This is a genomic window from Cupriavidus sp. H19C3, assembly GCF_049393815.1.
Classification (GTDB): Bacteria; Pseudomonadota; Gammaproteobacteria; order Burkholderiales; family Burkholderiaceae; genus Cupriavidus.
Window position 1 is genome coordinate 551,879 of record NZ_CP184985.1, and the last position, 26,714, is coordinate 578,592.

At 67.2% G+C, this 26,714-nt stretch carries 25 protein-coding genes; 21 read left to right on the forward strand and 4 right to left on the reverse strand.

Features of this window, described 5'->3' with window-relative positions; translation table 11 throughout:
- Window positions 1-408 precede the first annotated feature (408 nt).
- From DFLDMN_RS02500 to aceA, 14 genes are all read left to right on the forward strand, one after another.
- Window positions 409-2,343 (forward strand): gamma-glutamyltransferase family protein, encoded by a 1,935-nt coding sequence (locus DFLDMN_RS02500; RefSeq protein ID WP_423198285.1) that lies wholly within the window; start codon window positions 409-411, stop codon window positions 2,341-2,343.
- A gap of 279 nt (window positions 2,344-2,622) precedes the next feature.
- Window positions 2,623-4,200, forward strand: a complete 1,578-nt coding sequence (locus DFLDMN_RS02505; protein WP_423196953.1) for a hypothetical protein — start codon at window positions 2,623-2,625, stop codon at window positions 4,198-4,200.
- 73 nt (window positions 4,201-4,273) lie between these two features.
- On the forward strand, window positions 4,274-5,488 hold the full coding sequence (locus DFLDMN_RS02510; protein WP_423196954.1) for a hypothetical protein: 1,215 nt from the start codon (window positions 4,274-4,276) through the stop codon (window positions 5,486-5,488).
- A 360-nt stretch (window positions 5,489-5,848) separates the two neighbouring features.
- Window positions 5,849-6,865, forward strand: coding sequence for a sulfate ABC transporter substrate-binding protein (locus DFLDMN_RS02515; RefSeq protein ID WP_423196955.1), 1,017 nt, complete (start codon window positions 5,849-5,851; stop codon window positions 6,863-6,865).
- Window positions 6,866-6,983: 118 nt separating this feature from the next.
- Window positions 6,984-7,859: an EAL domain-containing protein gene (locus tag DFLDMN_RS02520; protein WP_423196956.1), complete on the forward strand. Its 876-nt coding sequence runs from the start codon at window positions 6,984-6,986 to the stop codon at window positions 7,857-7,859.
- Window positions 7,856-8,554, forward strand: coding sequence for an RBBP9/YdeN family alpha/beta hydrolase (locus tag DFLDMN_RS02525; protein ID WP_423196957.1), 699 nt, complete (start codon window positions 7,856-7,858; stop codon window positions 8,552-8,554). The genes DFLDMN_RS02520 and DFLDMN_RS02525 overlap by 4 nt, the downstream gene beginning before the upstream one ends.
- A gap of 106 nt (window positions 8,555-8,660) precedes the next feature.
- Complete coding sequence (gene cysT, locus DFLDMN_RS02530) at window positions 8,661-9,611, forward strand: sulfate ABC transporter permease subunit CysT (protein ID WP_423196958.1); 951 nt, start codon at window positions 8,661-8,663, stop codon at window positions 9,609-9,611.
- Window position 9,612: 1 nt separating this feature from the next.
- Complete coding sequence (gene cysW, locus DFLDMN_RS02535) at window positions 9,613-10,533, forward strand: sulfate ABC transporter permease subunit CysW (protein ID WP_423196959.1); 921 nt, start codon at window positions 9,613-9,615, stop codon at window positions 10,531-10,533.
- Complete coding sequence (locus DFLDMN_RS02540; protein WP_423196960.1) at window positions 10,530-11,624, forward strand: sulfate/molybdate ABC transporter ATP-binding protein; 1,095 nt, start codon at window positions 10,530-10,532, stop codon at window positions 11,622-11,624. Before cysW ends, DFLDMN_RS02540 begins: the two co-directional genes overlap by 4 nt.
- Entirely contained in the window at window positions 11,621-12,568 is a 948-nt protein-coding gene (locus DFLDMN_RS02545) for a CysB family HTH-type transcriptional regulator (RefSeq protein ID WP_423196961.1), read from the forward strand. The genes DFLDMN_RS02540 and DFLDMN_RS02545 overlap by 4 nt, the downstream gene beginning before the upstream one ends.
- A gap of 286 nt (window positions 12,569-12,854) precedes the next feature.
- Window positions 12,855-14,030, forward strand: a complete 1,176-nt coding sequence (locus DFLDMN_RS02550) for a sensor histidine kinase (protein ID WP_423196962.1) — start codon at window positions 12,855-12,857, stop codon at window positions 14,028-14,030.
- A gap of 146 nt (window positions 14,031-14,176) precedes the next feature.
- Window positions 14,177-15,016 carry a LytR/AlgR family response regulator transcription factor gene (locus DFLDMN_RS02555; protein ID WP_423196963.1) on the forward strand — a complete coding sequence of 280 codons (840 nt, stop codon included), beginning with the start codon at window positions 14,177-14,179 and terminating at the stop codon, window positions 15,014-15,016.
- 114 nt (window positions 15,017-15,130) lie between these two features.
- Complete coding sequence (locus DFLDMN_RS02560; protein ID WP_423196964.1) at window positions 15,131-15,547, forward strand: gamma-glutamylcyclotransferase family protein; 417 nt, start codon at window positions 15,131-15,133, stop codon at window positions 15,545-15,547.
- 328 nt (window positions 15,548-15,875) lie between these two features.
- Complete coding sequence (gene aceA / locus DFLDMN_RS02565) at window positions 15,876-17,183, forward strand: isocitrate lyase (protein ID WP_423196965.1); 1,308 nt, start codon at window positions 15,876-15,878, stop codon at window positions 17,181-17,183.
- A gap of 119 nt (window positions 17,184-17,302) precedes the next feature.
- Here the strand turns inward: aceA and DFLDMN_RS02570 are convergent, their stop codons facing one another.
- Both DFLDMN_RS02570 and DFLDMN_RS02575 read right to left on the reverse strand, forming a co-directional pair.
- A complete protein-coding gene (locus DFLDMN_RS02570; protein ID WP_423196966.1) occupies window positions 17,303-17,737 on the reverse strand; it encodes a universal stress protein in 435 nt (144 codons plus the stop codon).
- Window positions 17,738-17,803: 66 nt separating this feature from the next.
- On the reverse strand, window positions 17,804-18,853 hold the full coding sequence (locus tag DFLDMN_RS02575; protein ID WP_423196967.1) for a LysR substrate-binding domain-containing protein: 1,050 nt from the start codon (window positions 18,851-18,853) through the stop codon (window positions 17,804-17,806).
- A gap of 84 nt (window positions 18,854-18,937) precedes the next feature.
- On the opposite strand from DFLDMN_RS02575, the gene DFLDMN_RS02580 reads away from it, so the two are divergent.
- Both DFLDMN_RS02580 and aceB read left to right on the forward strand, forming a co-directional pair.
- Window positions 18,938-19,639: a haloacid dehalogenase type II gene (locus DFLDMN_RS02580; protein ID WP_423196968.1), complete on the forward strand. Its 702-nt coding sequence runs from the start codon at window positions 18,938-18,940 to the stop codon at window positions 19,637-19,639.
- 46 nt (window positions 19,640-19,685) lie between these two features.
- Entirely contained in the window at window positions 19,686-21,272 is a 1,587-nt protein-coding gene (gene aceB / locus DFLDMN_RS02585; protein ID WP_423196969.1) for a malate synthase A, read from the forward strand.
- 104 nt (window positions 21,273-21,376) lie between these two features.
- On the opposite strand, the gene DFLDMN_RS02590 is transcribed toward aceB, so the two are convergent.
- Complete coding sequence (locus tag DFLDMN_RS02590) at window positions 21,377-21,784, reverse strand: VOC family protein (RefSeq protein WP_423196970.1); 408 nt, start codon at window positions 21,782-21,784, stop codon at window positions 21,377-21,379.
- Window positions 21,785-21,970: 186 nt separating this feature from the next.
- Between DFLDMN_RS02590 and DFLDMN_RS02595 the strand changes: the two genes are divergently transcribed.
- Entirely contained in the window at window positions 21,971-22,441 is a 471-nt protein-coding gene (locus DFLDMN_RS02595) for an SRPBCC family protein (RefSeq protein WP_423196971.1), read from the forward strand.
- Between the two features lie 120 nt (window positions 22,442-22,561).
- Here DFLDMN_RS02595 and DFLDMN_RS02600 read toward each other — a convergent pair whose 3' ends face one another.
- Entirely contained in the window at window positions 22,562-22,831 is a 270-nt protein-coding gene (locus DFLDMN_RS02600; protein WP_423196972.1) for an acyl-CoA-binding protein, read from the reverse strand.
- 268 nt (window positions 22,832-23,099) lie between these two features.
- Between DFLDMN_RS02600 and tsaB the strand changes: the two genes are divergently transcribed.
- From tsaB to DFLDMN_RS02620, 4 genes are read left to right on the forward strand one after another with little or no spacing between them, the layout of a single operon-like run.
- A complete protein-coding gene (tsaB, locus tag DFLDMN_RS02605; protein ID WP_423196973.1) occupies window positions 23,100-24,017 on the forward strand; it encodes a tRNA (adenosine(37)-N6)-threonylcarbamoyltransferase complex dimerization subunit type 1 TsaB in 918 nt (305 codons plus the stop codon).
- Window positions 24,014-24,553 carry a ribosomal protein S18-alanine N-acetyltransferase gene (gene rimI, locus DFLDMN_RS02610; RefSeq protein WP_423196974.1) on the forward strand — a complete coding sequence of 180 codons (540 nt, stop codon included), beginning with the start codon at window positions 24,014-24,016 and terminating at the stop codon, window positions 24,551-24,553. Before tsaB ends, rimI begins: the two co-directional genes overlap by 4 nt.
- Window positions 24,550-25,530 (forward strand): uracil-DNA glycosylase, encoded by a 981-nt coding sequence (locus DFLDMN_RS02615; RefSeq protein ID WP_423196975.1) that lies wholly within the window; start codon window positions 24,550-24,552, stop codon window positions 25,528-25,530. Before rimI ends, DFLDMN_RS02615 begins: the two co-directional genes overlap by 4 nt.
- Entirely contained in the window at window positions 25,511-26,662 is a 1,152-nt protein-coding gene (locus tag DFLDMN_RS02620) for a DUF1853 family protein (protein WP_423196976.1), read from the forward strand. The genes DFLDMN_RS02615 and DFLDMN_RS02620 overlap by 20 nt, the downstream gene beginning before the upstream one ends.
- Window positions 26,663-26,714 lie beyond the last annotated feature (52 nt).

A 26,714-nucleotide genomic window follows, 5' to 3' on the forward strand; every position in this document is an offset into this window, starting at 1 on the left:
ATGCGCCGCACACGGGCTTTTTTGTTGCCGTCGCGGTGCGCATCTCCCCGCTGGCGGGACGTCTGCCCGGCCGGCATGGAGGCGATGTCACGATGCGGTGCATGGCTTAAATACGTTGTAATAATCGTGCGGCAGCGCATCTTGCATAACGAATCGCATGTAGTAGGCTGACTACATTTCCGATACGCACGCAGTCGTCACGCATCATGGCCGATACCAATTCGTCCTAGCCGCCGCGTCCCCCTCCGCAGTCCCCACCTTCCGTCGTTCTGCCCGACATGCCGCCCTGCGCCGCGGCAGGGGAGCTTTTGCGTCTGTTTCCGGCAGTCATCCACGACATTGGAGAATATCGTGTTGCATAAGAAGAAGAGAGCCCCACTGGCATTGGCGACAGCGGTCGCCAGTACCTTGCTGATCATTTCGTGCGGCGGCGGTGACGACAGTCCCGCGCCGCCGCCTGCGACACCGCAGGCCGACACCAGTTGCCAGGTACTGGCGAGCAACGGCACCTCGGTGGTGGTCGGCTCGAACCAGCCTGGCGATCCGTCCCTGCCGGAGGCCGCGTCGGGTTATCGCACCGGCCTCAAGCCGGTCTATGCCAGAACGTACATGGTGTCGAGCTCCAATGCGTATGCAAGCGCCGCCGGATGTGCGGTGCTCAAGAAGGGTGGCAGCGCCGCGGATGCGGCCGTGGCCGTGCAGTCGGTGCTCGGCCTGACCGTGCCGGAGGCCACCGGCATGGGCTCGGGCGGCTTCATGCTCTACTACGATGCGCGCAACCGCACCGTGCAGGCGTACGATGGCCGCGAGTCGGCACCGGCTGCCGCGACCGAGAACTACCTGCGCTATATCGACGACGTCACCACTCAGACACCGCCGGTGCCGAGCGCGCGCGCCAGCGGCCGCTCGATCGGCACGGTCGGCGTGCCGCGCCTGATCGAACGCGTACAGCGCGAGCATGGCAAGCTCGCATGGAAGGACCTGTTCGGCGATGCCATCGCGCTGGCCAGCAATGGCTTTCCGATCGGCGGCCGACTGGCGGCGGCGATCCAGAGCAATGCCACCGCGCTCAAGCGCGATCCGGAAGCGCTCGCGTATTTCTTCAATAGCGACGGTTCGCCCAAGGCCCTTGGCACGGTGCTGAAGAATCCCGCCTACGCCAACACGCTCCAGCTGATGGCGGCCAATGGGGCCAACGCCATCTACACGGGGCAGATTGCCAACGACATCGTGGCCAAGATCGGCTCGACCGTCGCCGCCGACGGCACGCCGACGACGCCGGGCAAGACCACGCTCGCCGACCTTGCCGCGTACCAGGCCAAGGTCCGTGAGCCGATCTGCACGACCTACCGCGCGTACTGGATTTGCGGTGCCCCGCCGCCGACGTCGGGCGGCATCACGGTGGCATCGGCGATGGGCATTCTCGAGAACTTCGACATGGCATCGCTCAAGCCGACCGCGATCGACGGCGAGGGCGGCAAGCCGACCGTGCTTGGCGTCCACTACGTCAGCGAAGCCGAGCGCCTGGCCTATGCGGACCGCGACAAGTACGTGGCCGACACCGATTTCGTGCCGCTGCCCGGTGGCTCCGCCAATACCATGCTCAACAAGCCGTACATGGCTTCGCGCGCGGCGCTGATCTCGCCGACCGCCAGCATGGGCACGGCCGTGGCCGGCAATCTCGGTGCGGTGCCGCTTGGCATTGCGTCGCTGATCGAGCATGGGACCAACCAGTTCACCATCGTCGATGCCGACGGTAGCGTGGTCAGCGCGACCACCTCGGTCGAGTCGAGCATGGGCTCGTTCCATATGACCAACGGCTTCCTGCTCAACAACCAGCTCACCGATTTTTCGGCATCGCCGACGGATGGCTCGGGTAATCCCATCGCCAACCGCGTGCAGCCGGGCAAGCGGCCGCGCAGCTCGATGGCACCGACCATGGTGTTCCGCCAGGCCGCCGATGGCTCGATGGGTGACTTCCTGATGGCGACCGGTTCGCCCGGCGGCGGCACCATCCCGCAATACGTCGTGAAGACGCTGGTGGGCGTGCTGGACTGGGGGCTCGATGCCCAGCAGTCCTCGGGGCTGGTGGATTTTGGCGCCAGCAATTCGCCCAACACGACCGTGGGCGGCGAACATCCGAATATCGATGCGACCAACGGCGGTGCCAACGACCCGCTCATCACGGGCCTCAAGGCACTCGGTCATGGCATTTCCACCTCGGCGCAATCGAGCGGCGTGAATACCATTCTGCGCACGCAGGCCGGCGGTGGTGCGGCCTGGATGGGCGGAACCGATCCGCGTCGCGAGGGGGTGGTGCTGGGCAATACATTCCTGCCCTGAGTCAGGCGCCCGCGGCGCGCGCCTCGGTGACATACCGGGTGCGCCGCTCCGGGTCGCGCCGTCACGGCGCACGACCCCGGTCCCTCGGGACGCATGGCATAGGGTCGTGCTGTCCTGCGTCATCGCAGGGCGCATGACGCGGCGGTGCTTTGTCGCACCGCCGTTTTCCGGAATATCTGCGTTTGCCAGCGAGTTGGATCGCCGTTTGATGGCGGTCAATTTCATACGCGCGTGCGCCTTCTAGGCTCGATCGTGTCGACCTGTCCGAGGGAGCGCACGATGACCGCACGAGCTACTGCATCAACCACCACGCCCACCACCACGTCCACCACCGCGCCTGCCACCGCGGCAACCACCTCAACCCGTACGCCTGCTGCCAGACCGGCCACCGTCCGGCGGGCCCGTGTGCTGGCAATCGTGCCCGCCTGCCTGCTGCTGGCCGGGTGTCCGCAAGAGGGCGCAGATGGCGCCGATGGCGCGGGAGGCAAGCTGACGCCCGCTGGCACCGTCATGGGCAGTGTCCAGACCGGCACCGGCTCCCGGGCCGAGGTGGTGTACCGGGGCACGCTCTCGTTCGGTGGAACGATCGCCCTGTCGTTCCCAGCGGCGGACCGCGGCAAGGTCACGATCTCGTTTCCGCATTCGCCCTATGGCCTGAGCGGCCGTCTGATCGGCGATGTCACCACGCGGGCCAGCGATGGCCGGCAAGTGGTAACCAACCTGCGCGCGGACAGTGCCGATCCACCGCCGGATCTGCTGGCGGAGTCGTTGCGCGACATCGCGCTCAGCTTTGCGACGGCCAACGGTCTGCTGACCGGCGATATCGAAGGCGTGCCCAACGTCAGCCTGACGCGCGCGGAGTCGCCCGGCAACCGGCCCGCACGCGTCAGGCGGCAGCGGGGCGACGCGGCCGATATCGCACGGCTGGCGGGACTCATTCATGCCTCGGCCACCACGGCACTGCCGGCCCTCGCCAGCATCGCGGGCACCTATGCCTATCTGGCGCAACACCAGCGGATGGAAGACCTGTGGCCGGACCCGGACATGGGCATGCAGCGAGCCGAAAGCGGACAGTTGCGGATCGGTGCCGACGGCTCGCTTGCCACTTGCCCCAGCCAGCCATTCCAGCCCGACTGCAAATCGCTGCGGGCAGGCGAGGCGGTGCACGCAATGACGCTACGCGCGGCGGACCAGACGCGCTTTCCGGGCATGTTCGACGTGCTCGATACCAGCGCGAGCCCGACCCCGACCCCGGTGGGACAGCTGTTCATGCGCGAGGTGGAAGGCAAGCCAGTCTTGCTGCTGAACCTGCACGCCGAAGCGGACGATCGCCTGCGTATCGGCACATGGGTCGCGCGGACCGCGGAGCCGTTACCCGACCGTCTGCTGGACGGATCGTGGACGTGTCGGCAGCCCGACCGGGACGGATTGCCGCGCGACGCATCGGTCGGCGATGGCGGACTTGCATTGCCGCAGTGGCGTGTCGCCGAGGGGTGGATCGAGATGGCGCCCAACCAGCCGATGGAGGCGGCCCGGCTCACGCTGAATGCGGCCTTCGGCGTGGGCGGCGACGGGCGGCCCGCGCCGCTGGCCGGTGTCGCGCATGCCCAATGGGCGGACACGCCGGCGCCGGTGGGTACGCAGGGTTCCCGCCAGCAGGTGATGCTGCCGCTCGATGGCAAGCAGTTTGTCTACCTGGCCGAGGACGATGCCGGCGACGACGAGGTGGTGTGGGGGAGTTGCGACAAGGTGGCCGAAGGGATTCGTCAACCGACGGAGGGGAAGGATGGACATAAGAGTCATGGGGCGGTTGCTGCTGTGCCTGTGTCCGGTGATACAGGGGTGTCCACCCGCTGAGACGGCTTCCGGATCGGGCGGCAAGGCAGCGGTCGCGCCGGCCTCGCCTTCGGCCGCGGGGCCCGATGCGTCAGTGACGTCGGTGAGGCGCGTCACGCCGGTCAGCTACCTCGGTGCGACGTCGTTCGGCGGCACGATCGCCATCCACACGCATACACCGGCGCCCGGCAAGGTGACCGTGCGCTTTGTCGATTCGCCGTTTGGCCTGGCCGGCAGCGTGGTCGGCAACGTGTCGGTGACCAACGGCTGGCACACGATTACCGGCCTCGTGCCCGATGGGGCCACACCGCCGCCGCCGCATGTCAGCGCGGCATTGCGTGCGGTCCGACTCGGCTTCCGCGTGTCCGGCACGCTGCTGTCGGGCGAGATCGCCAACCTGCCGCGCAGCGAACACGGTGGCACCGGCACGCTGGCGGGAGTGATCCACGCCACCAGCGTCGACGTGTTGCCGCCGCTCGCGAGCATCGCGGGCGTCTACGCGTTTATCGCCACGAACGTCGATTTGCGCACCAGCGATCATGGCGAGGTGCCGCGCTCGGTCGCGTCGTTCAGCGGGCAGGTCCGTCTCGATGCGGACGGCCGCCTGCGTGTCTGCGCGGCGCAAAACTATCGCGACGGCTGCGTTGACCCCCGTAGCGGCAAGCCAGCGCCAGGCGCGCATTTGCACCCGGCGGACCAGACCCGGTATCCGGGCGTCTATGCGCTGCGTGCGGATGGCGAATACGCCGGGCGGGTGTTCGTCGCGCGCGATGGCGAGCGGCTGACCCTGCTGATCGACCAGCGGCAGGGCTACGGTCCCGAGGAGACCATCGGCGCTTGGATCCTGCACAGCGCCCGGTCCGTGGCGGCTGCAGACCTCGATGGCGATTGGCAATGCCGCCAGCCGCCGGCCGATTTCGATGCGCTGGCGTCCGTCGCGCGCGATGGTGGCATGGCCACGCATCCGTTATGGATCGACGACCAGGCCGCGACCACAGGCAGTACGCCCGCGATCTTCGGTCAACTCGAGCGCGATGGCAGCGCTGGCGTGGGTGACGAGGAAAGGCCGGTGCGGATAGAAGGTCTCGCGCATATCCGCTGGCTCTATCCGGAGGCGGTGCCTGACGGTGACATTCGCGAGCAGGTCCTGTTGCCGCTCGACGCGCAGCGCCTCGCCTATGTCAATGCACGGCGCGTGAGCGCTCATCCCGCGCCAGCATCGCGTGCGAATGTGGACGAGGTGGTGTGGGGCTTTTGCGTGAAAGGTGACGGCATTGGCGTAGTTGGCGATCAATTCGCTGTCATCTGACTTAAATCAAGTTGAGCTCGCCATCGGCTGGCTATGATTCCCATCGTCATGGAGATGCGGGGGCGCTCTCCATGGCTTGTCTACCCGTTTCCGGAATGGAAACTTGCCCGCGGCACGAAAGTGCGGCGGGCTTTTTTTTATCTGCAGCGGGCGCATTCCAGCTTGCGGTCGGCGATTGCCATCGCGCGACCATATGCGGAAAACGTGCAAGGATCGGCGAAACCGTTCGTTCCGTTCAGATAGGCCCGTCGGTAGTCTCTGTCCCGGATGCCTTAGCCCGCCCGCACGTGGCGGGCTCCGCATGGATGAGGGCAAGCCGCCCATTCACGACTCGCTGGACTACTGACGGAGCAAGACAAGATGATTCGCAAGCTGGCCCTCGGCCTCGCTGCCATTGCCGCACTGGGTGCACTCGGCGCGGCCCCGGCTGCCTCGGCCACTACCAACCTGCTCAATGTGTCGTACGACCCCACGCGCGAGCTGTACGTCGACGTCAATGCCGCCTTTGCCAAGGCCTGGAAGGCGCAGACCGGCGATACGGTCACCATCCGCCAGTCGCACGGTGGCTCGGGCAAGCAGGCGCGCTCGGTGATCGACGGGCTCGATGCCGACGTGGTCACGCTTGCGCTCGGCTACGACATCGACGCGATTGCGGAGCGCGGCCTGCTCAAGCCCGACTGGCAGAAGCGGCTGCCCCACAACGCTTCGCCCTACACCTCGACCATCGTCTTCCTGGTGCGCAAGGGCAACCCCAGGCAGATCAAGGACTGGAACGATCTGATCCGGCCCGGCGTGCAGGTGATCACGCCGAACCCCAAGACTTCTGGCGGTGCGCGCTGGAATTACCTGGCGGCGTGGGGCTACGCGCTGCGCCAGCCGGGCGGCGACGAAGCCAAGGCCAAGGCATTCGTCGGCGCCCTGCTCAAGAACGTGCCCGTGCTGGACTCGGGCGCGCGCGGTGCGACCACGACCTTTGTCGAGCGCGGCCTCGGCGATGTGCTGATCGCCTGGGAGAACGAGGCGATTCTCGCCATCAAGGCGCTGGGCCCGGACAAGTTCGATATCGTGGTGCCGTCGATCTCGATCCTGGCGGAGCCGCCGGTCGCGGTGGTGGACAAGGTGGTCGACAAGAAGGGCACGCGCAAGGCGGCCGAAGCGTACCTGCAATTCCTGTACACCGACGAAGGCCAAGAAATTGCGGCCAGGAACTATTACCGCCCGATTTCCCCGAAGATTGCCGCCAAGTACGCCGCCAACTTTCCCAAGATCAAGCTCTTCACGATCGATGAAGCGTTTGGCGGCTGGCAGAAGGCGCAAAAGGCCCACTTTGCCGATGGCGGCTCGTTCGACCAGATCTATCAGCCTGGCACGCGCTGATCCCCGCGCCGTGCCGCCGCCCCTGCAGTCGCCCCTACAGTCGCCCTGCCTGATTTGTACGCACGTATCGCGCACCCATACACATTCTTCATGTTTGCCCTCGACAGGAGCTTCTATCATGAGGTGTCGCTCGCCAGACCTTGAGGAAATCGCCATGCCGGACGCGCTCGACCGCTATCTGCAAACCCTGCCTGGCGCGCCCGTGGCGGGGCGTGAATTGTGGCGCGACGCGAGTGGCCAGGTGCAGGGCCAGTATTTCCACTGTTCGTTGACCAGCGCGTTCGAGCCGCTGGTGACGCTGGCGGGGCGCGAGGTGGTGGCGCACGAGGGTTCGATCCGCACCTATGCCGAGGATGGCGTCGGGCTGGCGGCATGGAAGCTGTTCGCCATGGCCGCCGATGACGCCGCGCTGGTCTCGCTGGACCGGCTGTCGCGGCTGGTGCACGCGCTCAACTATTTCTCGGGCCCGGCCGGGCAGGAGGGCCAGCACAAGCTCGTGCTGAATGTGCATAACCGGCTGCTCGCCGCCGTGGCGGACGACCATGGCGCCGCGTTCCGCCGCGCGCTGCAATCGCTGGGACTGCCGCTCGAGCGCTTCGTGATCCAGGTGCCGGCCAGCGCCAACGACGATCTGCCGTTGCTGCTGCACGTAGTGGGCAACTACCGGCGCAATGGCTTTGCCGTGAGCCTGCAGGCTTCCGATCCGGCCGAGGCGGGCGCGCTCATGGCGCATGCATTGCCCGACTGGCTCAAGCTCGATATGCGCCGCATCTGGACTGACCGCCAGCTTGCCGGCTTGCGCGCCAGCGCCGATAGCGCCGGCGTGACGCTGATCGGCCGGCGCCTGCAGGACAGCCTCGCGGTCGAGCGGCTGCAGGCGGCGGGGATCGGGCTCGGCCAGGGCGTCGTGGCCGGGCGACCGGTCTCGGCACGCCAATTGCATGCCGCTACGGTCGCATCGCATGCTTCCCATCCCAGCAAGGAGCCGGCATGACGGATTCCATCGCTTCGCGCGCCCCGCAATCGCCCGCCGCGGCGGCCTCGCCATGGTCGCCGCTGGCGGTCCCGCGCGGGCTGCAGATCCTGACCGTGCCCGGACTGCACAGCAGCGGCCCGGGCCACTGGCAGAGCCGCTGGGAGGCGCGTCATCCGGACTGGCAGCGCATCGAGCAGCATGACTGGTCGCGGCCGAGTCTGCCGCTTTGGGCCGAACGGGTGTCCGAAGGCATCATGCGGGCGCGGCGCGTGGCGGCACGAGGCGCAGTGCTGGTCGCGCATAGCTTCGGTTGCCTGGCCACGCTGCGCCAGGCCGCACTCGATCCGGTCGGGATTGCCGGTGCCTTGCTGGTGGCACCCGCCGACCCCGACAAGTTTGGCGTGGGCGCGCTGCTGCCGACCTGGCGCCTGCCGTTTCCGACCATATTGATTGCGAGCCAGGACGATCCGTGGATGCCCCAGCGCACCGCATTCAGCTGGGGCACGCTGTGGGGCAGCGAGCTGGTCGATGCCGGCTTGCTTGGGCATATCAATGCCGACTCCGGACTCGACGCCTGGCCCGCAGGGATAGGCTATCTCGCCACATTGCTACAGCGGATCGAGGCGGACGGGCTGCAGAAGGGTGCTTATGGTGGCTGGAACGCCGCGTGGGATGGCGATATGGAGGTGGGCAACCCGGCGCCTTATATCTGAAACGTCTAAAGAAATGCAAAAAGATTCGTTCTGTTTATAAAGGGCGATCGGCGATATTTGTCTCGCCAGCCGGCGTCTGATGCGCCGGGTTTATCAGCGAGACGATATGCCGCCTTCCGTTACCGCCGCCAGCGGCACCCCGCCGGTGCCGCCCGCGCGCCAGCCAGCCGCGCGTCAACCATCCGCGCCGCGCGCCCGCCAGCGTTACACCGTGCTGCCGGGGTTTGGGTTGTCCCTCGGCTTTACGCTGTTCTATCTGGCGCTGATCGTCCTGATTCCGCTGTCGGCGACCTTCCTCAAGACCTTTACGCTGACCTGGGACGCGTTTGTGCGCACCGTCACCGACCCGCGCGTGGTGCACTCGCTCGAACTGAGCTTTGGCGCATCGCTGGTGGCCGCCGTGATCAACACGGTGTTCGGGCTGATCGTGGCATGGGTCCTGGTGCGCTATCGCTTTGTGGGGCGTCGCCTCGTCGATGCGCTGGTGGACTTGCCGTTTGCGTTGCCGACCGCCGTGGCCGGTATCGCGCTGACGGCGCTGTTCGCCGGCAATGGCTGGATCGGACGCTATCTGGAGCCGCATGGCATCAAGGTCGCGTTCACGCCGCTCGGCATCGTGGTGGCGCTCACCTTTATCGGCCTGCCGTTCGTGGTGCGTACCGTGCAGCCCGTGCTCGAAGATGTGGAGCGCGAACTCGAGGAAGCGGCCGCGAGTCTCGGCGCGAGCCGCGTGCAGACCTTCCTGCGCGTGATCCTGCCTGCCATCCTGCCGGCGTTGCTGACCGGTTTTGCGCTCTCGTTTGCACGCGCCACCGGCGAATACGGCTCGGTGGTGTTTATCTCCGGCAACATGCCGATGGTCTCGGAGATCGCGCCGCTGATGATCTATTCCAAGCTGGAGCAATACGACTACGCCGGCGCCACCGCGGTGGCCGTGGTGATGCTGGTGATCTCGTTCGCGCTGCTGCTGCTGATCAACCTGCTGCAGGCCTGGACGCGACGTCACCAGAGCGGTGCGCGCGCGGCGGCCAGCGAACGCCTGGCGGTGGAGCACTGAGATGGCCGGCTCGATTTCGCGCCTCGGCAAGGCCGGCTCCAGCGCTCACCCTCCGTACGATGCCACCGGCGAGGCCGCCTGGGTGCGTTACACGCTGATCACGGTGGCGGTGCTGTTCCTCGCGCTGTTCCTGTTCGTGCCATTGGCATCCGTGTTCTACGAGGCGTTGAAGAAGGGCGTGGACACCTACCTCGGCGCGCTCACCGAGCCGGACGCGGTCTCGGCGATCCAGCTCACGCTGACGGTGGCGGCCATCGCGGTGCCGCTCAATGTGGTCTTCGGCGTGGCCGCGGCATGGGCCATCGCGAAGTTCGATTTCCGCGGCAAGCACCTGCTGATCACGCTGATCGACCTGCCGTTCTCGGTGTCGCCGGTGATCTCGGGGCTGATCTACGTACTGCTGTTCGGCGCGCAGGGCTGGCTCGGGCCATGGCTTGAAGCGCATGACATCAAGATCATGTTCGCGGTGCCGGGCATCGTGCTGGCGACCATCTTCGTCACCTTTCCGTTTGTCGCGCGCGAGCTGATTCCGCTGATGCAGGCGCAGGGCAGCGAGGAAGAAGAGGCCGCGATCGTGCTCGGCGCGTCGGGCTGGCAGACCTTCCGGCATGTCACGCTGCCCAATATCCGCTGGGGCTTGCTGTACGGCGTGATTCTGTGCAATGCCCGGGCGATGGGCGAGTTCGGTGCGGTCTCGGTGGTGTCGGGCCATATCCGCGGGCTGACCAACACCATGCCGCTGCACGTGGAGATTCTCTACAACGAATACAACTTTGCCGCGGCGTTCGCGGTGGCGTCGCTGCTGACGCTGCTGGCGCTGGTCACGCTCGGTATCAAGACCCTGGTGGAAATGCGCGCCGCGCGCGAACAGGACGATGGCGCCGGCGCGCCGCAGGTGTTATGGCAAGGACAGGCATCATGAGTATTCAGGTCAGGAACGTGGAGAAGCGCTTCGGCGATTTCGTGGCGCTCGACAATGTCTCGCTCGACTTCGACGAAGGCGAGCTCACCGCGCTGCTGGGGCCTTCCGGCTGCGGCAAGACCACGCTGCTGCGGATCATCGCCGGTCTGGAGCGCGCCGACGCGGGCCAGGTCGTGCTCGGCGGTGCCGATGCCTCGCGCCAGCACGTGCGCCAGCGCAATGTCGGCTTTGTATTTCAGCACTATGCGCTGTTCAAGCATATGAGCGTGTTCGAGAACGTGGCGTTCGGCCTGCGCGTGAAGCCGCGTGCCGAACGGCCGTCGGAAGCGAAGATTCGCGAGAAGGTCAAGTCGCTGCTGGAACTCGTGCAGCTCGACTGGCTGGCGGACCGGTATCCGTCGCAGCTGTCGGGCGGCCAGCGCCAGCGCATCGCGCTCGCGCGTGCGCTGGCGGTGGAGCCGCGCGTGCTCCTGCTCGACGAACCGTTTGGTGCCCTCGATGCCAAGGTCCGCAAGGAACTGCGCCGCTGGCTGCGCCGGCTGCACGACGAGCTCCACGTGACCAGCGTGTTCGTGACGCACGACCAGGAAGAGGCGCTCGAAGTCGCGGACCAGGTCGTGCTCATGCATCGCGGACGGGTCGAGCAGGCGGGCACGCCCGAGGCGGTCTACAACCATCCCGCGACGCCGTTCGTGTTCGGCTTTCTCGGCAACGTCAACCTGTTTCATGGCCGGCTCGAAGTGGGCGATAGCGGCGGTCTGCTGCATACCGGCGATGCGGTACTGCCGGTGGTCGGCAGTGGCCACGAGACGGCGGGCGACGCGGTGGCGTATGTCCGGCCGCACGATCTCGACCTCGAACGCTATGCGCCGGGCACGGACGGCATCGCCGTCACGCTGCGCCGGGCGCTGACGCTCGGGCCGGTGGCCCAGCTCGAACTGGAACGCGAGGACAACCAGGACGTGATCGAGGTGGCCCTGCCGCTCGAACGCTTCCGCCATGCGGGCTTTCGCGAGGGCGAACTGCTGGCGGTGCGGCCGCGCCAGCTGCGCGTCTTTGCCCGCGACGGACAACATGGAGCGGCACGATGAACTTCCAGCAATTGCGGTCGATCCGCGAGGCGGTACGCCGCCAGTTCAACCTGACCGAAGTCGCCAACGCGCTCTATACCTCGCAGCCCGGCGTATCGCGCCAGATCCGCGAACTCGAGGAAGAACTCGGCGTGGAGATCTTCGAGCGCTATGGCAAGCGCCTGACCGGTCTGACCGAGCCGGGCCGCGAGATCGTGCGCATCGTCGAACGGCTGCTGCTCGAGGCCGAAAACCTGCGGCAGGCCGGCGACGAGTTTGCCGGCCGCCATACCGGGCGCCTGACGGTGGCCACCACGCATACCCAGGCGCGCTATGCGCTGCCCAAGGTGGTGCAAAGCTTCCGGCGCGAATATCCGCACGTGACACTGGCGCTGCAGGAGGCCTCGCCGCAGCATATCGTCGAGCTGCTGCTGACCGGCCAGGCCGATATCGGCATCGCGACCGAGGCAGTGGCGAGCGAGGCGGGCTTGACCTCGTTCGAGGCGTACAGCTGGCAGCACGTGCTGGTGGTGTCGCCCGGTCATCCGCTGACGCACGTGCCGGAGCCGTCGCTGGAGGATATCGTCAATTTTCCGATCATCACCTACGACGCCGGCTTTACCGGCCGCCGCAAGATCGACGGCGCGTTTGCCGAGGCCGGGCTGCAGCCCGAGATCGTGCTGACCGCGATGGACGCGGACGTGATCAAGACCTACGCGGAGCTCGAACTCGGCGTGGGCATCATCGCCTCGATGGCCTACGATGCGCGCAAGGACGCGGGGCTGGTGCGCATGACGGCCGATCACCTGTTCGAGCCCAATGTGACCAGCGTGGCGGTGCGGCGCGGGGCCTATCTGCGCGGCTACGCGCATGCCTTTATCAACATGTTCGCGCCGCACCTGTCGCGCGATACCGTCTCCAGCGCACTGGCCGAGACCATGCGCGGGCAAGCCCTGGCCGCCTGACGCGCCGGTCGGGCCCTGCCATGCGCGAGTGGCGCCGTCCGCGGACGGTTCGTCGCACGACACTTTCTTCCTTCCGCCGACCGGCGTAAAGTCCGCTTTACGCACGGGCGTTCCGACTTACGCATGGTCCCGGGCGTGCTGCAGCGCAGCAGGCAGGCCACGCGCATCGGGTACCGGCGGTACATCGATCGCGCCGCACGTCTCACAGACCGCGCGCGGCCAACGAGATCCAGGAGGGAGATATGAGGGCATACCCACGGCATGACCGTGATGGGAGCGCACGCGTATGAACCGCTGCCCCCGCGCCGCGCTCCCGTCGCGGCTGACCATTCTGGCGCGCGACCTGCTGTTCGTGATCTGCATGAACACGGTGATCGCGCTGAGCCTCAACTACGGCTTCCGCACCGGCGGCACGCTGTTCCACAACCTTGTCTACAGCCAGCTGATCGGCCTCTCGATCTGGGCGCTGATCGATATTCCGCGCGTGCTGATCTGGTGGAACGAGCGCCCGCGCCGCTGGCCGTTCGTGTGTCTGTCCGTGGTGGCCGTGCCGGTCGGCGTGGTGATCGGCACCTGGGCCACGCGCGAGGCGCTCGACTTGCCGGCCAAGTCGGTGGCGGAAACCAGCGACATGCTGCGCATGTGCCTGGTGGTGGGGATGCTGGCCGCGGCCAGCATGATCTATTTCTACTGGTCGCGCGAGAAGCTGGCCTACTTCGAACGGCAGGCGGCACTCGACGCGCTGCAGCGCGAGGAAGCGGAGAAGCAGCTCGTGCGGGCGCAACTGATGGCCCTGCAGGCCCAGATCGAACCGCACTTCCTGTTCAACTCGCTGGCCAACCTCGACGGGCTGATCGCCACCGATCCGCGCGCGGCGCGTCAGTTGCTGCAACGGTTGATCGGCTTCCTGCGCATGTCGCTCACGCATACGCGCGCGGAGCAGTGCACGCTGCGGCAGGAGTTCGAGCTGCTGCGCAGTTACCTGGAAATCCAGTCGATGCGGTTTGGCTCGCGGCTCGAGTTCGAGATCGACCTGCCGCCGGCGCTGGCCGAGGCCGAGATTCCACCGATGCTGATCCAGCCGCTGGTCGAGAATGCGGTCACGCATGGCATCGAGCCGTGCATGCGCGGTGGCAAGATCCTGCTGTCCGCGCGTGACCTCGGTGAGAACCGCCTGGAGGTGGCGATCGCGGACACCGGCGTGGGCTTCTGCCAGGGTGGCAGCAAGGGGTCGGGCATGGGGCTGACACACGTGCGCGAACGCCTGGCGCGCATTTTTGGCGCCACGGCCACCATGCGGATGGAGGAAAACGATCCGCGCGGCGTGATCGTGCGGCTGAGCCTGCCGCTCGTGTGGCGCACGGAGCCGACGCAGGCGCCGGCGCAGGCCCGGCCGGCGGGGGTGTCGGCGTACGGCGCGGCGGAGACGGCGGCCGCGACGGTCAGGCCGGCGCATTCCTGATGATGTCCGCAGACCGCCGGTGCATGGCCGCTGGCTGCGCCGACTGCGCCGACTGCGCCGGCTTGCGCCATCGGCGGTACCGTTCGCGCACCGCCCAGATGACCGCTGTCGCCTTTTTTGCCCGCTTTTTTGTCTGATATCGCGCCATGTCCCCGACCCTGCTGATCGCCGACGACGAATTGCTGCTGGCTCGCGTGCTGGAGAGCGAGCTCACCTCGCTCTGGCCCGAGGCCCGCATCGCCGCCGTGGTGCACGACGGCATGGCCGCACTCGATGCGGCCCGCGCGCACGAGCCTGACGTCGCGTTCCTCGATATCCGCATGCCCGGCATGAGCGGCATGGACGTGGCGCGCGAGCTGATCGAGCTCGACCGTCCGCCGCTGGTGGTATTCGTTACCGCCTACGATCAGTTCGCGCTGGAAGCGTTCGAGCGCGCGGCGGTGGACTACGTGCTCAAGCCCGTCCAGCGCGAGCGGCTGGAGGCCACCGTCGGCCGGCTCAAGGCCAGCCTGGCGGCGCGGATTGCGGTGCGTCCCGCCAGTGCGGGGGAACCCGCCGTGGTCGACGCCGGGCGGCTGGCGCAATTGCTGCAACGGCTCGAATCGCTGGAACATCCCGCGCCCGAGCGTGGCGCGCAGATGCCGGGGCAGGGCGGGGCACACTACCTGCGCTTTATCAAGGCGCTGGTCGGGCAGGAGGTGCGCATCATTCCCGTCGATGAGGTGATCTACCTCGAGGCTACCGACAAGTATGTGAACGTGGTCTCCGCCAGCGGCGAGGCGCTGATTCGCACCAGCCTGCGCGAGCTGACGCAGCAGCTCGATCCCGATCGTTTCTGGCAGATCCACCGCGGCACGGTGGTCAATATCGATTGCGTGGCGAGCGCCGTGAACCAGTCGCTCGGGCGGGTCTCGCTGAAATTGCGCAACCGCCCGGAATCGCTCGCGGTGGCGCGGCAGTATGCATATCTGTTCAAGCAGATGTAGCATCGCTGCCACGCGTCTCATGCCAGCGGGGCATTCATGAAAGGCGCGTCGATTGCATCGAGGGTTCACGGCATGTGGGCATAAGATGAATCGTCACCACTCGCCATCTACGCCATGCCTCACGTATTCGTATACGGCACCTTGCGTGCCGGGGAAGCCAACGATATTCACCTGGCCGCGCAACGCCACGGCATTGCGGCGCCGACGCTGATCGGCGTCGGGACCATTGCCGGCCACCTCTACGATTTCGGCAACTATCCCGGCCTTGTGCTGGACCGCGCCGGCGGGCAGGTATTCGGGGACATCTACGACATCGCCGAGGGGTTGCTGCCGGTGCTCGACGAGATCGAGGAAATTTACCCCGGCCAGCCGTCGCTGTTCGTGCGGCAGACCCACGCGGTGACGCGCGCCGACCAGGCGCTGGCGTGCCTGCTCTATCCGGTGGCGCAACACACCGTGGCCGGGCTCCCGCGCATCGAGAGCGGCGACTGGGTGGCGTATCGCCGCGCGCGCGATAGTGGGGCTGGCTGAGCAGGGCGAAATGCGTTGGTCAGCACGCCGCGCGGGGGCTTCCGGCGCGGCGCCCAGATTTCACCATGCGGAAAGCTGTTTTGGTCCGCAAAAATACATGGGTGCGCAGCACAAGGGGCGTTTCTCATGATGAAAGAGGGCGTGCCATATCGTGAAACGTACTCCATAACATCATGAATATAAACGGATAAAAAACTGTCCAGGTGTTCGCTCGGAAGCTTGTTGCGACGCGGGAAGGTTCTCTAGACTCTTATATAAGACACATGACCTGACGGTCGCCGTGTCACAAGTTTCGAAGCCCACCCGATACGCCAACAGGAGAGTGAACATGACCCGCCAACAAGATATCCAGAAGCTCCAGCAAGACTGGGACACCAACCCGCGCTGGAAGGGCGTCAAGCGCAACTACTCGGCCGAGGACGTCATCCGTCTGCGCGGTTCGGTGCAGATCGAACATACGCTCGCGCGTCGCGGTGCAGAGAAGCTCTGGCACCTGCTGAACACCGAACCGTTCGTCAACACGCTTGGCGCGCTGACCGGCAACCAGGCCATGCAGCAGGTCAAGGCCGGCCTCAAGGCCATCTACCTCTCGGGCTGGCAGGTTGCCGGCGATGCCAACCTGGCCGGCGAGATGTATCCCGACCAGTCGCTGTATCCGGCCAACTCGGTGCCGCAGGTGGTCAAGCGCATCAATAACACGTTCCAGCGCGCAGACCAGATCCAGTGGAGCGAAGGCTCGGGCGATGTCGACTTCTTCGCGCCGATCGTGGCTGACGCCGAAGCCGGTTTCGGCGGTGTGCTCAACGCGTTCGAGCTGATGAAGGCGATGATCGAGGCAGGCGCCGCCGGCGTGCACTTTGAAGACCAGCTCGCCTCGGTCAAGAAGTGCGGCCATATGGGCGGCAAGGTGCTGGTGCCCACACGCGAAGCCGTGGCCAAGCTGCACGCGGCGCGTCTGGCCGCCGACGTGTCGGGCGTGCCGACCCTCGTGATTGCACGGACCGACGCCGAGGCTGCCGACCTGCTGACTTCCGACGTGGACGAGCGCGATCGCCCGTTCTGCACCGGCGAGCGCACCGTCGAAGGCTTCTTCCGCACCCGTCCGGGCATCGACCAGGCCATTGCACGCGCCGTTGCCTACGCAGAGGTGGCTGACCTGGTCTGGTGCGAAACCGGCAAGCCGGATCTCGAGTTCGCCAAGAAGTTTGCCGAAGCCGTGCATGCGCGGCACCCGGGCAAGATGCTGGCGTACAACTGCTCGCCGTCGTTCAACTGGAAGAAGAACCTCGACGACGCCACCATCGCCAAGTTCCAGAAGGAACTCGGCGCAATGGGCTACAAGTTCCAGTTCATCACGCTGGCCGGCTTCCACTCGCTCAACTACTCGATGTTCAACCTGGCCTACGGCTATGCGCGCAACCAGATGAGCGCGTTCGTGGAATTGCAGGAAAACGAGTTCGCGGCAGCCGAGAAGGGCTTCACCGCGGTCAAGCATCAGCGCGAAGTCGGTACCGGCTACTTCGATGCCGTGACGCAGACCATCGAAGGCGGCCAGTCGTCGACCACGGCGCTCAAGGGCTCGACCGAGGACGAGCAGTTCTTCGAGGAAAAGAAGGCAGACAAGAAGGCCGCCTGACGGTGACCTGAGCGGGACCCGAGAGGGGCCGGGGTGATCAGGCAGGTCACCCCGGGGAGGGGGCATCGCTGGCGCCGCCACCCATGAGGGTGGCGGCAAGCCGGCGGGTGCCAGCGAGCTCAGCGATAGACGATGACCGGGATATCGGTGTGCGTGAGCACCTTCTGGGTTTCGCTGCCGAGCAGCAGGCCCGACAGGCCGCGCCGGCCATGCGACGCCATGAAGATGACATCGCAGCCATGGCGTTCGGCCGCGTCGATGATGCCGAGATACGGCACGGCAAAGGTGGTCATGTCCGCGTCGAAGGGCAGGCCGGCCTCGACCGCCGCGGTCTCGATCTCGCGCAGATAGAGCCGCGCCTGGTTCTCGATGCGGTCCTTGAAGGCCTGCGGCGCCTCCACCACGATCTCGCTGAACGGGGTGTAGGGATACTCCTCCAGGCACACATAGGCCGTGACGCGCGCGCCGATGGCCTTGGCCAGTTCAAGGCCGCCGTCGATCGCCTTCTTGGACAACGCGGAACCGTCGGTGGGTAGCAGGATGTGCTTGAACATGCTGAACCTCCTTCTCGAAGTCAACGCGACAAGTTCATTCTAGTCCTCATGTGGCCCCAGACGTTGCTAAGGATCAACCCCAATCGTGTCGTGGCACACGCTGCCGGCGGCCATGCCGGCGCCGACCGCCGCGCTCGCGGCCTGCTCGGCGCGCCGCCAGTAGGCCGGGTTGCCGTAGGTGTTCTTCAGATGGTCGATGAACAGCCGCACCCGCAGCGGCAGGTGCTTGCGCTGTGGAAACACCGCGTGGATGCCGATGGGCGGGGCCTGGAAGTCGTCCAGTACCGTGACCAGCCGGCCGCTGGCGATTTCGTGGCCGACTTCCCACCACGAGCGCCAGGCCAGACCATGGCCCTGCAGGCACCACGCGTGCAACACGGCGCCGTCGGTGCATTCCATATTGCCGCCGACCTTGATCGTCACCGCGCGGCCGTCCTGTTGAAACACCCAGCCGCGCTGGACATTGGCGCTGGCGCCGAAGGCCAGGCAGTTGTGACGCGACAGTTCTTCCGGTTCGCGCGGCGTACCGGCGCGCGCGAGGTAGGCGGGCGAGGCCACCACCACGCGGCGGTTTTCGGCCAGGCGGATCGACACCAGGCTGGAATCGGGCAGATCGCCCAGGCGGATGGCGCAGTCGAATCCCTCGTTGACGAGGTCGACCACGCGGTCGGCCAGGTCGAGGGTCAGCGTGACGTCGGGATGGGACTCGATGAACAGCGGCACCACCGGCGCCACGTGCTTGCGGCCAAAGCCGGCCGGCGCCGTGATGCGCAGGTGGCCGCTGGCCTTGACCCCGCCGGCGGACACGCTGGCCTCGGCATTGTGGAGGTCATTGAGAATGCGCTGACAGTCCTCGAGAAAGGCCGAGCCCTCGAACGTCAGCGTGATCTTGCGAGTGGTGCGGATCAGCAGTTTGACCCCCAGCCGCTCCTCGAGCGCATCGATGCGCCGGCCGATGATGGCGGGGGCGACCCCTTCGGCCGCGGCGGCCGCAGAAAGGCTGCCACGTGATGCGACCGATACAAAAGTCTCAAGCTGCTTGAAGTGATCCACGGTTGCCGCGCATGAGTTCCATTGGAATCGGGCAAGATTAGATGCGGAAAAGTAAAAGATCAAGTGACCCCCGCCGCCTTTGTCGCAGTGCAACGCGTGCCTACAATCCAGTGCATTCAGACGTGTACAAGGCCATTCAGTCCAACCATGCACAAGATCCGCGCGGTCGTCTTCGATGCCTACGGCACGTTGTTCGACGTCTATTCCGTTACCGCGCGTGCCGAGCAGCTCTTTCCCGGCAAGGGCGAGGCGCTGGCGCTGCTATGGCGCGAGCGTCAGATCGACTACACGCGCGTGCGCAGCATGGCGGCGCCGGACGGCTCGCTCTACAAGCCGTTCTGGGCGCTGACCGTCGATGCGCTGCGCTATGCCGCGGAACGATTGCAGTTGCGCATGGACGACACGACCGAGGCGCAACTGCTGAAGGAATACACGTGCCTGTCGGCATTTCCGGAGAACCTGGGTGCGCTCAAGCGCCTGCGGCGCGCCGGGCTGCCGCTGGGCATCCTGTCCAACGGCAACCCCGAGATGCTCGACATCTCGGTCAAGAGTGCCGGCATGCAGGGCCTGTTCGACCATGTGCTGTCGGTCGAGGCCGTGCGCCAGTACAAGACCGCGCCGGTCGCGTACGCGCTGGCGCCCGCCGCATTCGACCTGTCCGTGCAGGACATCCTGTTCGTGTCCTCCAATGGCTGGGACGCATGCGGCGCCACCTGGTACGGCTACACCACGTTCTGGATCAATCGCGCCGGCCATCCGGCGGAGCGCCTCGATGTGGCGCCCACCGGCAGCGGGCACGACATGAACGACTTGCTCGGCTTTATCGCCGCCAACGGCGTTCCGGTCTGACGCGCAACCCTTTCACCCATCCCATCGCATACACAGGAGAAGACTGATGGCTATCACGCTGCCCGCGGGCATGAAGATTACCGGCGACATCCTGCCGGCCTATGAAGACATCCTGACCCCGGAAGCCCTGGCTCTGGTCGACAAGCTGCACCGTGCCTTCGAACCGCGCCGCCAGGAACTGCTGGCCGCGCGTGTAGAGCGCGCCAAGCGTCTGGATGCCGGTGAGATCCCCGACTTCCTGCCGGAGACCAGGTCCATTCGCGAAGGCGACTGGAAGGTGGCGCCGGTGCCCCCGGCGCTGGCATGCCGTCGCGTCGAGATCACCGGTCCGGTCGAGGCCAAGATGGTGATCAATGCGTTCAACTCGGGTGCCGACAGCTACATGACGGACTTCGAGGACTCCAATACCCCGAACTGGCACAACCAGATGCAGGGGCAGGTCAACCTCAAGGCCGCGGTGCGCCGCACGCTGACGCTGGACGCCAACGGCAAGCACTACAAGCTCAACGACAAGATCGCTACGCTGCAGGTGCGCCCGCGCGGCTGGCACCTCGACGAGAAGCACGTCACCATCGACGGCAAGCGCATCTCGGGCGGTATCTTCGACTTCGCGCTGTTCCTGTTCCATAACGCCAAGGAGCAGATCGCACGCGGCGCCGGTCCGTTCTTCTACCTGCCCAAGATGGAAAGCCATCTCGAGGCGCGCCTGTGGAACGACATTTTCGTGATGGCGCAGAACGAGATCGGCCTGCCGCAGGGCACCATCAAGGCCACCGTGCTGATCGAGACCATTCTCGCCGCGTTCGAGATGGACGAAATCCTGTACGAACTGCGCGAACACAGCGCGGGCCTCAATGCCGGCCGCTGGGACTACATCTTCTCGTGCATCAAGAAGTTCAAGGTGGACAAGAACTTCTGCCTGGCCGATCGCGCCAAGGTGACGATGACCGCGCCGTTCATGCGCGCGTACGCGCTGCTGCTGCTCAAGACGTGCCACCAGCGCGGCGCGCCCGCCATCGGCGGCATGAGCGCGCTGATCCCGATCAAGAACGATCCGGAGAAGAACGCCATCGCGATGGAAGGCATCATCAGCGACAAGCGCCGCGATGCCACCGACGGTTACGACGGCGGCTGGGTGGCCCACCCGGGCCTGGTCGAGCCGGCCATGAAGGAATTCGTGGCGGTGCTCGGCGACAAGCCGAACCAGTTCGAGAAGCAGCGCCCGGACGTGCAGGTGAAGGCCGCCGACCTGCTCGACTTCAAGCCGGAAACGCCGATCACCGAGTACGGCCTGCGCATGAATATCAACGTCGGCATTCACTACCTGGGCGCCTGGCTGGCCGGCAATGGCTGCGTGCCGATCCACAACCTGATGGAAGATGCGGCCACCGCCGAGATCTCGCGCTCGCAGGTGTGGCAGTGGATCCGCTCGCCCAAGGGCAAGCTCGAGGACGGCCGCAAGGTCACCGCGGAGCTGGTGCGTGCGCTGATCCCCGAGGAACTCGCCAAGGTCAAGGAAGTGGTCGGTGGTGAGACCAGGACGTACGACCGGGCCGCGCAGATCTTCGAGCAGATGTCGACGGCCGAGGACTTTGCGGAATTCCTGACGCTGCCGCTGTACGAGGAAGTCTGAGTCCCGGACGGGACGCTGTCACGCTGTAGACCAAGCCCCCGCGGCCTCGCCGTGGGGGCTTTTTCTGGGCGCCCCGGTTCGATGCCGGTGCCCGGCGGGCCAACTCAAGCTGCGACGATGGCGTAGCCCTGGCCGCGCCATTCGATCAGGCAGAGGCCGTGGCCGAAGGGGTCCGACAGGCGGGCCTGACGGCCCCAGTCGAAGGTCTGCGGCCAGTCTTCGATTTCGGCGCCCGCGGCCAGGGCGCGTTCGATGGCGGCGTCGAGGTCGGCGACTACGAGGTCGAGGTGTACCGGGGTCCAGTGGCGCGCGTAGCTGCGGCGGGCGTCGGCGCGGGCGCTGGCAAGGCTGCCGGGCGCCTTGGCCAGCAGGTAGATGGGGGCGCAGGCGCCCAGCATTTCGGCGACCGTGCCGTCGAACAGGCGGCGTCCGGGTTGCAGGCCCAGCGCCCGGGTGTAGAAGTCGACGGCGCGCGCGAGGTCATCCACGTCGATATTGATCAGCAATTCCATGCGCGCGTCTCCTCCTGACGGTTACTGACGATCCTGACGATTCGACGCGGATTGTGCGCCGGGACTCCTGTCAGCGGATGTCAGTAGACCTTGCTCGCGCGACGTCCGGTGTTGACAACCTCCGGACGCCGCCAAACCGGCCAAAGGCCTCCATAATACGGATATCGACGATAGGGAGGTAATGAGTTGCGTTTCGAGCACCTGGTAGAGATCAACGATCCCGGCAATCCAGCGCTGGAGCCGATGACGGCAGGCCAGCTATGGCAGGGCCTGGTATTGCGCGCGGAGTCGCCCGAGCAGTTCATCCTGGGCCTGGACCGTGCCGAAGTGACGCGCCGGGGCGATGGCTGGATCGAGCGCGTGCTGCATTTCGGCGAGACCAGGATTCGCGACCGCGTGGTGTTCGAGTCGCCACGGCAGGTGCGCTATGAAACCGCGGCTACCGCGGAACACGCCGGCGGCACGCTGACGATGGTGGTGGAGACGCCGGGGCCCGGCGCGCTCCTGCTGCGCTTTGTCTACGAGACCACGATGCCGGCGGTGGACGCGAGCGGCGACGACCGCTACGCGGAGATCGTCAAGTCGGCTTACCACGAGGCCGATCTCGATACCGTGCGCAAGATCCGCGAGATTGCCCATACCGGGCAACTGGGCTGAGCGTGGTACCGGGTGCCGCCGGCGCGGCGGGCCCTGACCGGCCCGACGGGCCTGGGCCCGGCGCCGGAGCTGGCGCCGCCCGGCGGCCGGGTGCGGCACGCGCCGCGAGGTGCTGCCCGCTCAGCTGACCGCGCCGCTGCGCAGTTCTTCCACGAGGTCGATGTACTTCTGCATGGCCTCGTCCCTGGCGGTACCTTTCAGCGATTCCCACGCTTCGAACTTGTAGCGGCCGACGAAGTCCGTCATGCCCGGCTTTTCGCCATGCGCGTCGCCTTCGCTGCCCTGTTTGTAGAGCGCGTACAGGCGCAGCAGGGTCATGTTGCTGGGGCGCTCGCTGAGCGCCTTGACGTCGGTCTGGGCCTGTTCGAAGCGGGCTTGCAGATCGCTCATGGGGTCTCCTGTTTCAAGAATGGCAAGTGGAAAAGGGCGCGCAATGCCGGACGGCGTCGGGGCAGGCATTGCCCGGATGCGTCCGATGATAGCCTTGCCTTCGCGCGGTTCGAGGACAAAAAAACCGAAGAAGCCCTCGGTCGCCCCTCGGTCGCCCCTCGGCCGCCCCTCGGTTTGCCGCCGGGTTTGCCACTTGGTTCGCCGCGCGGTTTGCCCTCGGTTCACCCCGGTCGCGCCTTGCGCGTGAGACAACGGATACAATCGCGGCATGTCCTGGATTCTAGCTGTCGAGACCTCCACAGAGTGGTGTTCCGTCGCACTCGGGCGTGCCGCGAGCGACGGCGCTGCCGGGTGTGTCTTCCGTCATGACCACACGGGCCCGCGCTCATCGTCGCGGGTGTTACCGGCCGTGGCCGAAGTCCTGGCCGAGGCCGGCATCCGGCTGGCCGACTGCGCGGCAATCGCGTTCGGTGCCGGCCCGGGGTCCTTTACCGGTTTGCGTACCGCGTGCGGCGTGGCGCAGGGCCTGGCCTTCGGTGCCGACCTGCCGGTGATCGCCGTCAATACGCTGATGGCCTGCGCCGAATCCGTGCGCACCGGCCAGCCGTCGCTGCCCCCCGACACTGCCGTGCTGGTCACGCTCGATGCGCGCATGGACGAGGTGTACTCCGGCACCTTCGCCTGGGATCCCGCCGCAGGCGAGTGGCAAGTCCGCGGTGCCATGCGGGTGGGTCCCGCCGACGCGGTCACGGCGCCCGACGGCGACTACTGGATTGCCGGCAACGCGCTCGCGGTGTTCGGCGCGCGGCTGACCGTGGCCGCCGGTGCGGCCCGTCAGGTGCCCGACGCCATGCCCGACGCACGCGCCATCGTGGCCATCGCCCGGCGTGCGCTGGCGCGCGGCGACGCCATCGAGCCCGCGGAGGCCATGCCGATCTACCTGCGCGACAAGGTCGCCCAGACCATTGTCGAACGCGAGGCAGTCGCGGCTGCCAAAGCCGCGCGCGCGGCGGGTGGCGCGGGTCAGGCGGCAGCGGTGGGCGCCGCGGGCGTGCCAGGGGAGGCGCGTGAGGCCGCTCGGGCTGCTCAGACCGCTCAGACCGCTCAGACCGCTCAGACCGCTCAGACCGCTGAGGCCGGTGGGGCCGGTGGGGCCGTCCGCGGCGTGACCGGAGGCCCGGCATGAATGCCGCGCTGCAGCCGTCGAGCGCCGGCGCCTGGCCAGAGGTCCCGGTCATGCCGACCTTGCCTGACGGCTGGGCCGTGGGCCGCATGAGCGCGCTCGACCTGCACGCGGTCGCCGACATCGAGCAGCGCGCCTACAGCCATCCGTGGACGCGCGGCAACTTCGAGAATTCCCTCAAGGCGGGTCACCTGGGCCTGACCCTGCGCGATCCCGCCAATGTGCTGGTCGGCTATGCGGTGCTGATGCCCGTGGTCGACGAGATGCATCTGCTGAACATCACCATCGAACCGCGGCGTCAGCGCCAGGGGCTCGGCCGCATGTTGCTGGCCGTGGCGCTGGCCACGGCGCACGACCACCATCTTTACACCATGCTGCTCGAGGTGCGCCCGTCCAACACCGGCGCGCTGGCGCTCTACCGCGAAGCGGGTTTTGCGGAGATCGGCCGCCGGCGCGGCTACTATCCGGCCTCGGCACAGGGCCGCGAAGATGCGCTGGTGTTGCGGCGCAGCTGGCATGCCGGCAAGGAGGCGCCATGAATCGTCGCGCGGAATTTCTCCAGGTACTCGGGATCGGCACCGAATGGGTGCCGCGCCGGGTGCCGCCGCCCGCGCAGGCCGCGCTGGCCGACGACGCGGTGACCACGGCGCCGGTTGGCGACGCCGCGCGGGGGGCGGCTCGGGAATGGCCGGCTGCCGCAGCCGGGCTTGCCCCGGTCGTTGCCGATGGCAGGATCGCCACGGATGCCATGGGTGCCATGGATGACGGGGCGGCGGCAGAGCCAGCCGCGATGGTCGCGGTCGAGGACGCCGTGGCGGAAGTGGCGGAGGTGGCGGAGGTTCGCGCCCGACCGGTCACGCGCACGGACCCCGCGGCGCCGGCCGGCCCGCTTGCCGCCGGGCCCGCTGCGGCCGAAGCCGAATCGTCCGGGCGCGCGGCCGCCATCGCCGCGCTCGACTGGGCGGGGCTGGAGGCCAGCGTGGCTGGCTGCACCGCATGCGGACTCTGCAACACGCGCACGCATACGGTCTTCGGCGTGGGCGACCGCGCGGCGGAATGGATGCTGGTGGGCGAGGCGCCGGGCCAGAACGAGGACCTCCAGGGCGAACCGTTCGTCGGCCAGGCCGGCAAGCTGCTCGACAACATGCTTGGCGCACTCGGGCTGGCGCGTGGACAGAACGTGTTCATCGCCAACGTGCTCAAGTGCCGGCCGCCCAACAACCGCGATCCGGAGCCGGGCGAGGTAGCGCAGTGCGAGCCGTATCTGCGTCGCCAGATCGCGCTGGTCAAGCCGAAGGTCATCGTCGTGCTGGGCCGGTTTGCGGCCCAGTCGCTGCTGCGCACCACTACGCCGATTGGCAAGCTGCGTGGAACCGTCCACGAGTACGAAGGCATCCCCGTGGTGGTGACGTACCACCCGGCCTACCTGCTGCGCACGCTGACCGACAAGGCACGGGCGTGGGAGGATCTCTGCCTCGCGCGCGAGGTACACGATCGTGCGGGAGCTCAAGCCTGACCTCGCACAGGCATTGACCCCTGGCGGACCGGTGCTGACCGGCCGCGAGGCGGGCGACCTGTGGCGCCATGCGCCATCGCAGCGCGTGCGCGACCTCGCGTGGTGTTCGCTGTCGCCGCCGCTGCTATCCCACCTGCCCGCGGAATACGGCGGCGAGCCGTTCGGCCTGGCCAGCTGGCCCGCGCAAGCGCGGTCGACGTGGCAGCGCTGGCTGGCGGCCGCCGATCCGGCCATGCTGCCGGAGACCATCGCCGAACTCAGTCGGCACCCCGATGCCGGCCGCAGCCTGCGGCTCGGCCGGCATGCAGAGCGTCTGCTGCATTTCGCGTTGAGCCATACCGAAGGGCTCGAGCTGCTGGCGTCGAACGTGCCGGTGCGGCATGCGCTGCCGCACGGCGTCCGCACCCTCGGCGAACTCGACGTGGTATGGCGCGATCCTGCCAGCGGCCAGACCGTGCACTGGGAAATGGCCGCCAAGTTCTACTTGCACGTGGGCGCTCCTGGCGCGCCAGCCGGCGACCGGCGCGCGTTTGTCGGCCCCAACCTCGTCGACCGGCTGGGTGACAAGCTCGACCACATCGTGCGGCGTCAGCTGCCGCTCGGCCGCACGCCGCAAGCGCGGGCCGCGCTGGGGCGCGAGATCGATCGCGGCGAGGTCTATCTGCTCGGCTGGCTGTTCTATCGCGATGGCGTGCCGCCACCGGGCCTCGATGCGCTCGGCATTGCCCCGGATCACCTGCGCGGCTGGTGGTCCACGCTCGACGACTGGGTCGCGCGGGCCCGCCGCCAGCCCGGCACGCGCTGGTGCCGGCTGCCGCGCGCGGGCTGGCTGTCCGGTGCGCGCGTGGCGGCGGATGGAAGCGCGGCGGCGGATACCGAGGCAGGCATGGCGGCGGGTACGGAGGTGGGGGCGGCGCTGGGGACGGAAGACGTGGAGGACCTGCACGCGGCGCTGGCGCAGCGCTTTGCGGATCCGCACCAGGCCCATAGCTGGCGGCGTGAATCACCGGTCATGCTGTGCGAACTGGAGCCCGGCGCGGGGCCCGGCAGCGTGTGGCAGGAGCGCTCGCGCGGATTTGTGGTGCCGCCGGGGTGGGAGGCGCGGGCGCGCGAGCGGGCCGGCACGGCCTGAGCGGCCTGAGCGGCCTGAGCGGCCTGAGCGACCTGAGCGACCTGAGCGACCT

What these genes read in the sequence shown, in the direction of transcription:
- DFLDMN_RS02505 (WP_423196953.1), top strand. Translation starts at nt 2,623, where the DNA reads ATGACCGCACGAGCTACTGCATCAACCACCACGCCCACCACCACGTCC.
- DFLDMN_RS02515 (WP_423196955.1), top strand. Translation starts at nt 5,849, where the DNA reads ATGATTCGCAAGCTGGCCCTCGGCCTCGCTGCCATTGCCGCACTGGGT.
- DFLDMN_RS02520 (WP_423196956.1), top strand. Translation starts at nt 6,984, where the DNA reads ATGAGGTGTCGCTCGCCAGACCTTGAGGAAATCGCCATGCCGGACGCG.
- DFLDMN_RS02525 (WP_423196957.1), top strand. Translation starts at nt 7,856, where the DNA reads ATGACGGATTCCATCGCTTCGCGCGCCCCGCAATCGCCCGCCGCGGCG.
- cysT (WP_423196958.1), top strand. Translation starts at nt 8,661, where the DNA reads ATGCCGCCTTCCGTTACCGCCGCCAGCGGCACCCCGCCGGTGCCGCCC.
- cysW (WP_423196959.1), top strand. Translation starts at nt 9,613, where the DNA reads ATGGCCGGCTCGATTTCGCGCCTCGGCAAGGCCGGCTCCAGCGCTCAC.
- DFLDMN_RS02540 (WP_423196960.1), top strand. Translation starts at nt 10,530, where the DNA reads ATGAGTATTCAGGTCAGGAACGTGGAGAAGCGCTTCGGCGATTTCGTG.
- DFLDMN_RS02545 (WP_423196961.1), top strand. Translation starts at nt 11,621, where the DNA reads ATGAACTTCCAGCAATTGCGGTCGATCCGCGAGGCGGTACGCCGCCAG.
- DFLDMN_RS02550 (WP_423196962.1), top strand. Translation starts at nt 12,855, where the DNA reads ATGAACCGCTGCCCCCGCGCCGCGCTCCCGTCGCGGCTGACCATTCTG.
- DFLDMN_RS02555 (WP_423196963.1), top strand. Translation starts at nt 14,177, where the DNA reads ATGTCCCCGACCCTGCTGATCGCCGACGACGAATTGCTGCTGGCTCGC.
- DFLDMN_RS02560 (WP_423196964.1), top strand. Translation starts at nt 15,131, where the DNA reads ATGCCTCACGTATTCGTATACGGCACCTTGCGTGCCGGGGAAGCCAAC.
- aceA (WP_423196965.1), top strand. Translation starts at nt 15,876, where the DNA reads ATGACCCGCCAACAAGATATCCAGAAGCTCCAGCAAGACTGGGACACC.
- DFLDMN_RS02570 (WP_423196966.1), bottom strand. Translation starts at nt 17,737, where the DNA reads ATGTTCAAGCACATCCTGCTACCCACCGACGGTTCCGCGTTGTCCAAG.
- DFLDMN_RS02580 (WP_423196968.1), top strand. Translation starts at nt 18,938, where the DNA reads ATGCACAAGATCCGCGCGGTCGTCTTCGATGCCTACGGCACGTTGTTC.
- aceB (WP_423196969.1), top strand. Translation starts at nt 19,686, where the DNA reads ATGGCTATCACGCTGCCCGCGGGCATGAAGATTACCGGCGACATCCTG.
- DFLDMN_RS02590 (WP_423196970.1), bottom strand. Translation starts at nt 21,784, where the DNA reads ATGGAATTGCTGATCAATATCGACGTGGATGACCTCGCGCGCGCCGTC.
- DFLDMN_RS02600 (WP_423196972.1), bottom strand. Translation starts at nt 22,831, where the DNA reads ATGAGCGATCTGCAAGCCCGCTTCGAACAGGCCCAGACCGACGTCAAG.
- tsaB (WP_423196973.1), top strand. Translation starts at nt 23,100, where the DNA reads ATGTCCTGGATTCTAGCTGTCGAGACCTCCACAGAGTGGTGTTCCGTC.
- rimI (WP_423196974.1), top strand. Translation starts at nt 24,014, where the DNA reads ATGAATGCCGCGCTGCAGCCGTCGAGCGCCGGCGCCTGGCCAGAGGTC.
- DFLDMN_RS02615 (WP_423196975.1), top strand. Translation starts at nt 24,550, where the DNA reads ATGAATCGTCGCGCGGAATTTCTCCAGGTACTCGGGATCGGCACCGAA.